Annotated in this window: 1 pseudogene; it reads left to right on the top strand. The window is 71.3% G+C overall.

Annotation, left to right across the window (positions count from 1 at the left end):
* Nucleotides 1-4: 4 nt before the first annotated feature.
* Nucleotides 5-8,082, top strand: a pseudogene (locus ACFYXC_RS41555) (SDR family NAD(P)-dependent oxidoreductase); the annotation flags it as partial.

An 8,082-nucleotide genomic window follows, 5' to 3' on the forward strand; every position in this document is an offset into this window, starting at 1 on the left:
GTTGCGCCGGGCTGGCGTGTCCTCGTTCGGGATCAGCGGCACCAACGCCCACGTCATCCTCGAACAGCCCGAACCGGTCACCGCGCCGGAGGCCGAGAAAGAACACACCGTTCTCCCGAACCCGCATGTCGTGCCATGGGTTCTGTCGGCGAGGTCGGAGGATTCGCTGCGAGCCCAGGCCGCCCGGCTGCGGGAGTTCGTCGGGTCCGGTTCGGTGGGTGCGCTGGATGTGGCGTTCTCACTGGCCACGCAGCGTTCGTTGTTCGAGCACCGTGCGGTGGTGCTGGGTGAGGACCGGGACGCCGCGCTGGGAGCACTCGCGGCGGGCCTGCCGGACGCCGGAGTCGTGGAGGGCGTGGCCGGCACCGGCCGTACGGCGTTCCTGTTCTCGGGCCAGGGTTCGCAACGCCTGGGTATGGGCCGTGAGTTGTGCGTGCGTTTCCCGGTGTTCGCCGAGTCCTTCGACGTGGTGTGCGCGGGGTTGGACGCGCATCTGGACCGTCCGCTGCGGGATGTGGTGTGGGGTGAGGATGTCGAGCTGCTGAACCGGACGGTGTACGCGCAGGCGGGCTTGTTCGCGGTCGAGGTCGCTCTCTTCCGGCTGGTGGAGTCGTGGGGCGTACGCCCGGAGTTCGTGGCCGGGCACTCCATCGGCGAGGTCGCGGCGGCCCATGTCGCCGGCGTGCTCTCATTGGCGGACGCCTGTGCCCTGGTCGCAGCGCGCGGCCAACTGATGCAGGCGCTGCCGGCCGGCGGCGCGATGACGGCGATCGAGACCACCGTCGGCGAAGTACTGCCGCACCTCACCGAGGGCGTGTCGATCGCTGCGGTGAACGGTCCGTCCTCCGTGGTGGTGTCGGGCATGGAAGACGCCGTTGAGGCTGTGGCGGAGGTGTTCCGTGGGCTGGGGCGGCGTACGTCCCGGCTGCGGGTGTCGCACGCGTTCCACTCGCCGCTGATGGAGCCGATGCTCGCGGAGTTCCGGGAGGTCGTGGAGGGGTTGTCGTTCGGGCAGCCGCGGATCCCGGTGGTCTCCAATGTGAGCGGTGCTCTGGCGGATGAGGGGCAGTTGGAGGACCCCGAGTACTGGGTGACCCACGTGCGGGAGGCCGTTCGTTTCGACGACGGTGTGCGGGCTCTGGTGGAGCAAGGGGTGTCCCGCTTCCTGGAGTTGGGTCCCGATGGTGTGCTGAGCGGTATGGCGCGCGAGAGCGCGGGCGAGGACGCGCTCCTGGTGCCGTTGCTGCGCAAGGACCGCGACGAGGAGGCAAGCACGCTGGCCGCGCTGGGCCGGCTGCACACCACCGGTGTGAACGTCGACTGGGCTGCCGTCCTCGACGGCACCGGCGCCCGAGCCGTCGACCTGCCGACGTACGCCTTCCAGCGACAGCGTTACTGGCCTGCCGCCACGTCGACCCGTACCGGAGACGTGCGCTTCGCCGGGCTCGGCGCGGCCGGGCACCCGCTGCTCGGTGCCGCCGTGGAGCTGGCCGGTGGCGACGGGCTGGTGCTGACCGGTCGGCTGTCGACGCAGTCGCACCCGTGGCTGGCGGATCACGTGGTCCAGGGTGCCGTGCTGGTGCCGGGCACGGCCCTGCTGGAACTCGCCGTCCGGGCCGCCGACGAGGTGGGCTGCGACGAGGTCGAGGAGCTGACCCTGTCCACTCCGCTGGTACTGCCCGAACGGGACGGTATCCAGATACAGGTGCGGGCCGGCACGCCCGACGAGGACGGCCGCTGCTCCCTCGGCGTGCACGCGCGCACCGAGGACGACCCCCGCGCCCCGTGGACCGTCCACGCCACGGGAACCCTGGCACTGGCACGGGGGACCACCGTACCGACGGGCTTCGACGCCTCGGTGTGGCCGCCGCGCGACGCCTCCCCGGTCGACGTGTCCGACTGCTACGAGCGGCTCGCCGAGGCCGGTTTCGCCTACGGGCCCGCCTTCCGGGGCCTGCGGGCCGCCTGGCGGCACGGTGACGACGTGTTCGCCGAGATCGCCCTGGACGAGGGGACCGACGGCGGCGCCTTCGGTCTGCACCCTGCGCTCTTCGACGCCGCGCTGCACGCCTTCGCGATCGACGACGACGGCCGCGGCGGGGTTCCGTTCTCGTGGGAGGGGGTGCGCCTGCACGCGTCCGGCGCGTCCGCCCTGCGCGTTCGGCTCACCCGGGACGCCGACGGCACCATGGCCCTCGAACTGGCCGACACCGCCGGAGCGCCCGTCGCCTCCGTGGAGTCCCTGACCGTACGTCCCCTGGCGGCCGGAGAGCTCGATCTCTCCGCCCGTGACTCGCTGTTCCGGGTGGAGTGGGTTGCGGCCCGGGCCGTTGAGGCCGGTGCCGTGACGGGTCCGGTGGGTGTGCTGGGTGAGGCTGCGGGGCTGTCGGCGGTCGCGGGGCTTTCGGGTGACGGGTTCGTGGCGTTCGCGGACCTGGAGGAGTTGGCCGGGGCGGGTGCGGTGCCGGAGACGGTGCTGGTCGCGGCCGCTGTCCCCTCCGACGCCATTGATGTGGTCGCTTCGGTGCATGGCGCTGCGGTGCGGGCGCTGGAGTTGGTGCGGTCGTGGCTGGCGGAGGAGCGGTTTGCCGCGTCCCGTCTGGTGTTCGTCACCCGTGTCACCGAAGGCACCGACGACTTGTCCACTGCCGCCGTATCAGGTCTGGTGCGGTCGGCGGCGTCCGAACACCCTGGCCGATTCGCCCTAATGAGCGTCGAGGGCGTCGAAGGCGGCGAAAGCGGCGACGGCGTTGAAGACGTGCAGTCCGGTGTGGGCGCGGAGTCGGTGCTTGCGGCTCTGGCGGTGGGCGAGCCGGAGGTGGTCGTAGGGGCCGGTGCCGGTGGTGTCCGGGTGCCGAGGCTGGCCCGGACAACGGCGGGCGAGGGCGAGGGCGCGGGCCCGCGATGGGGTCGCGGGCCGGTGCTGGTGACGGGCGGTACGGGTGGTTTGGGTCGGGTGGTGGCCCGGCATCTGGTGTCCGTGCATGGTGTGCGTGAGTTGCTGTTGGTGAGCCGGCGTGGTCCGGGTGCCGAGGGTGTGCGGGAGTTGGTCGCGGAGCTGTCGGAGACCGGTGCGCGGGTGTCGGTCGAGGCGTGTGATGTGGCGGATGCCGGTGCGGTGGCGGAGTTGGTGTCGCGGTATGCGGTGGGTGCGGTGGTGCATGCGGCCGGTGTGCTGGATGACGGCACTGTCGAGTCGTTGACGCCGGAGCAGCTGGCGGGTGTGCTGCGGGCCAAGGTGGACGCGGCGTGGAACCTGCACGAGGCGACCAGGGGCCTCGACCTGGACGCCTTCGTTCTCTTCTCCTCGGTGGCGGGAATGTTCGGCAGCGCTGGACAGAGTGCCTACGCGGCAGGCAACACCTTCCTCGACGCCCTGGCCCGTCACCGCCGTGCCCTTGGCCTGCCCGCCGCCTCCCTGGTGTGGGGGCCGTGGGCGCAGGACGCGGGGATGACGGAAGGGTTGTCGGAGACGGACCGGCGGCGTATCGCGCGCTCGGGTCTGCCGGCGGTCACGGCGGAGCAGGGGACGGCGCTGTTCGACGCCGCGCTGACCTCCGGTGAGCCGGTCGTCCTCCCCGTACGCCTCGACTTCCCGACCCTCCGGGCCCAGGGCGAGATACCGCCGCTGCTGCGCGGCCTGATCCGTACTCCTGCCCGCCGGAGCGTCACGGCGGTCGACTCCGCGGCGGCTTCGGGCCTCGCCGCGCGCCTCGCCGGACTGGGCGAGACCGAGCGCCGCGAAACCATGCTGGACCTGGTGCGCGGTCAGATCGCGGTGGTGCTGGGTCACTCGGGTGCGCAGACCGTGAACCCCGACCGGGCGTTCCAGGATCTGGGCTTCGACTCGCTGACCGCGGTGGAGCTGCGTAACCGGCTGGGCAAGACCACCGGTCTGCGGCTGCCCGCGACCGTCGTCTTCGACTACCCGACCGCCGCACTCCTCGCCGACCACCTGCTGGACAGCGTCCTCGGCACCGAGTCGGCCGTGGCGGTGCCGGTGTCGGCGTTGCCTTCGGTGGCGGACGATCCGGTGGTCATCGTGGGGATGGCGTGCCGTTATCCGGGTGGGGTGGCTTCGCCGGAGGATCTGTGGCGGGTGGTGTCCGAGGGTGTGGACGCGGTGTCGGAGTTTCCGTCGGATCGTGGCTGGGATGTGGAGTCGCTCTACAACCCTGATCGTGGGGTGGCGGGTACGACGTATACGCGGTCGGGTGGTTTCCTGCATGACGCTTCGGAGTTCGATCCTGAGTTCTTCGGGATGAGTCCGCGGGAGGCGGTGGCGACGGATGCGCAGCAGCGGTTGCTGCTGGAGACGACGTGGGAGGCGATCGAGCGGGCCGGGATCGACCCGGTGTCGCTGCGCGGCAGCCAGACGGGTGTCTTCGCCGGCGTCATGTACAACGACTACGGCAGCATCCTGACCGGCGAACAGTACGAGGGATACCGGGGCAACGGCAGCGCCGGCAGCATCGCGTCCGGCCGGGTGTCCTACACGTTCGGGTTCGAGGGTCCGGCGGTGACGGTGGACACGGCGTGCTCGTCGTCGCTCGTCGCCATGCACTGGGCGGCGCAGGCGCTGCGGTCCGGCGAGTGCTCCCTCGCCGTCGCCGGTGGTGTCACCGTGATGGCCACACCCACCGCCTTCGTGGAGTTCTCCCGCCAGGGGGCCCTCTCACCGGACAGCCGCTGCAAGGCGTTCTCGGACTCCGCGGACGGTGCCGGCTGGTCCGAGGGTGTGGGGATGGTGGTGCTGGAGCGTTTGTCGGATGCGCGGCGCCATGGTCATCGGGTGTTGGCGGTGGTGCGGGGTTCGGCGGTGAACCAGGACGGTGCGTCGAACGGTCTGACGGCGCCGAATGGTCCTTCGCAGCAGCGGGTGATCCGGCAGGCGCTGGCCAGTGGAGGTCTCGCGGCTGCGGATGTGGATGTGGTGGAGGCGCACGGTACGGGTACCAGGCTGGGTGACCCGATCGAGGCGCAGGCGATTCTGGCCACGTACGGTCAGGGCCGGGACGGGGACGAGCCGTTGTGGCTCGGGTCGGTGAAGTCGAATCTGGGTCATACGCAGGCTGCCGCGGGTGTGGCGGGTGTGATCAAGATGGTGATGGCGATGCGGCACGGTGTGCTGCCGCGCACCTTGCATGTGGATGTGCCGTCGTCGCATGTGGACTGGTCTGCGGGCGCGGTGGAGCTGTTGACCGGTGAGCGGCAGTGGCCGGGGGAGGAGCGGGTGCGTCGGGCGGGGGTGTCCTCGTTCGGGATCAGCGGCACCAACGCCCATGTCATCCTGGAACAGCCCGAACCGGTCACCGCGCCGGAGCCCGAAGCGGTTGACGGTGCGGGTGACAGTCCGCTGACCGAGCCGACGGTCGTGCCGTGGGTTCTGTCGGCGAGGTCGGAGGAGGCGTTGCGAGCCCAGGCCGCGCGCCTGCGGGAGTTCCTCGCGGCTGGACCGACGCGTGCGGGTGCGCTGGATGTGGCGTTCTCGCTGGCCACGCAGCGTTCGTTGTTCGAGCACCGTGCGGTGGTGCTGGGTGAGGACCGGGACGCCGCGCTGGGAGCACTCGCGGCGGGCCTGCCGGACGCCGGAGTCGTGGAGGGCGTGGCCGGCACCGGCCGTACGGCGTTCCTGTTCTCGGGCCAGGGTTCGCAACGCCTGGGTATGGGCCGTGAGTTGTGCGTGCGTTTCCCGGTGTTCGCCGAGTCCTTCGACGTGGTGTGCGCGGGGTTGGACGCGCATCTGGACCGTCCGCTGCGGGATGTGGTGTGGGGTGAGGATGTCGAGCTGCTGAACCGGACGGTGTACGCGCAGGCGGGCTTGTTCGCGGTCGAGGTCGCTCTCTTCCGGCTGGTGGAGTCGTGGGGCGTACGCCCGGAGTTCGTGGCCGGGCACTCGATCGGCGAGGTCGCGGCGGCCCATGTCGCCGGCGTGCTCTCGCTGGCGGACGCCTGTGCCCTGGTCGCAGCGCGGGGCCAGCTGATGCAGGCGCTGCCGGCCGGCGGCGCGATGGTGGCGCTGGAAGCCACCGAGGCGGAGGTGCGGGAACACCTCGGATCCGCCGAGGGCGTCTCGGTCGCCGCCGTCAACGGCCCGTCCTCTGTCGTGGTGTCGGGCGTGGAAGTGGCTGTTGAGGCTGTGGCGGAGGTGTTCCGTGGGCTGGGGCGGCGTACGTCCCGGCTGCGGGTGTCGCATGCGTTCCACTCGCCGTTGATGGAGCCGATGCTCGCGCAGTTCCGGGAGGTCGTGGAGGGGCTGTCGTTCGGGCAGCCGAGGCTGCCTGTGGTCTCGAACGTGAGCGGTGCCTTGGCGGATGAGGGGCAGTTGGAGGACCCCGAGTACTGGGTGACCCACGTGCGGGAGGCCGTTCGTTTCGACGACGGTGTGCGGGCTCTGGTGGAGCAAGGGGTGTTCCGCTTCCTGGAGTTGGGTCCCGATGGTGTGCTGAGCGGTATGGCGCGCGAGAGCGCGGGCGAGGACGCGCTCCTGGTGCCGTTGCTGCGCAAGGACCGCGACGAGGAGGCAAGCACGCTGGCCGCGCTGGGCCGGCTGCACACCACCGGTGTGAACGTCGACTGGGCTGCCGTCCTCGACGGCACCGGCGCCCGAGCCGCCGACCTGCCGACGTACGCCTTCCAGCGACAGCGCTACTGGCCCGAGGTGACCGCTGTCACCGCTGCGGACCCGAGGTCCGCCGGCGTCGACGCGGCGGATCACCCGTTGCTGGGTGCGGTGGTGTCGTTGCCGGATTCCGGTGGTGTGGTGCTGACGGGCAGGCTGTCGGTGGAGGCGCAGCCGTGGCTCGCCGACCATGTGGTGCTCGGCCGGGTCCTGCTGCCCGGCACCGGCCTGGTGGAGATGGCTCTCGCGGCCGGTGAGGCGGCAGGGTGCGCCACCTTGGAGGAACTGACCCTGGCCGCACCGGTGGTGCTGCCCGAGAGCGGCGGTCTTCAGGTACGGGTCGTGGTGGGCCCGCACACCGATGCGCGCCGTACGGTCGCCGTCTACTCCCGCCCCGAGAACACCCAGCAGGACTGGGCCACGCACGCGACCGGTTTCCTCACGGAGGCGGCTGTGGTGGCTGGGTTCGAGTGGGGTGAGTGGCCGCCGGTGGGTGCTGAGGTGGTGCCGGTGGAGGGTGCGTACGAAGTCTTCCGGGAGCGTGGTTACGGGTACGGGCCGGTGTTCCGGGGGTTGCGTGCGGCGTGGCGTCGGGGTGGGGAGTTGTTCGCGGAGGTGGCGCTTCCGGAGGAGGTGTCGGGTGAGGCGGGCCGGTTCGGTCTGCACCCGGCGCTGCTGGACGCCTCGATGCACGCCGGCATCCTCAACGACAGTGACGACGAGACGGCCGTCCCGTTCGCCTGGAACGACGTGTCCCTGCACGCCGTCGGCGCCGATGCCGTACGCGTCCGGATCAGTCGGCTCGACGGCCGTGCCGTCTCCCTCTCCGTCGCCGATGTGACCGGCGCCCCGGTCCTGACGGTCGGCTCCATAGCCAGCCGTCCGTTCTCTGCCGATCAGCTCGGCGCCGCGTCCGGTGACGCGGGTGCGCTGTACGGGTTGGAGTGGGTGTCCCCGACTCCGGCCGGTGCCACCGAGACCGACTGGACTTCGTGGTCCGAGGTGGCTGAGGCCGTTGAGGGTGCGGTGCCGGGTGTGGTGGTGCTGGACTGTGGTGTGCCGGACGGTTCGGTTGATGTGCCTGCGGGCGTGCGGTCGGTGTTGGACCGTGTGCTGGGTGTGGTGCAGGAGTGGTTGGCCGGGGAGCGGTTCGCGGGTTCGCGTCTGGTGGTGGTGACGCGGGGTGCGATGCCGGTGGGTGTGGGCGGTTCGTCGGCTGCTGGTGATGTGGTGCAGGCTCCTGTGTGGGGTCTGGTGCGTGCGGCACTCGCGGAGCACCCGGGACGGTTCGCGTTGGTGGACCTGGACGTGAACTCGGATGCGTCGGTTGACGTGGATGCGGCGGTCGCGGCGGTGGTCTCGGGTGAGTCCGAGGTCGCGGTGCGCGACGGCGCGGTGCTGGTGCCGAGGCTGACGCGTCTGCCGGAGACGGACCCTGCGCGTAGCACGGGTGGGGCAGC

The sequence above is a fragment of the Streptomyces sp. NPDC002701 genome, from assembly GCF_042889045.1.
Classification (GTDB): Bacteria; Actinomycetota; Actinomycetes; order Streptomycetales; family Streptomycetaceae; genus Streptomyces.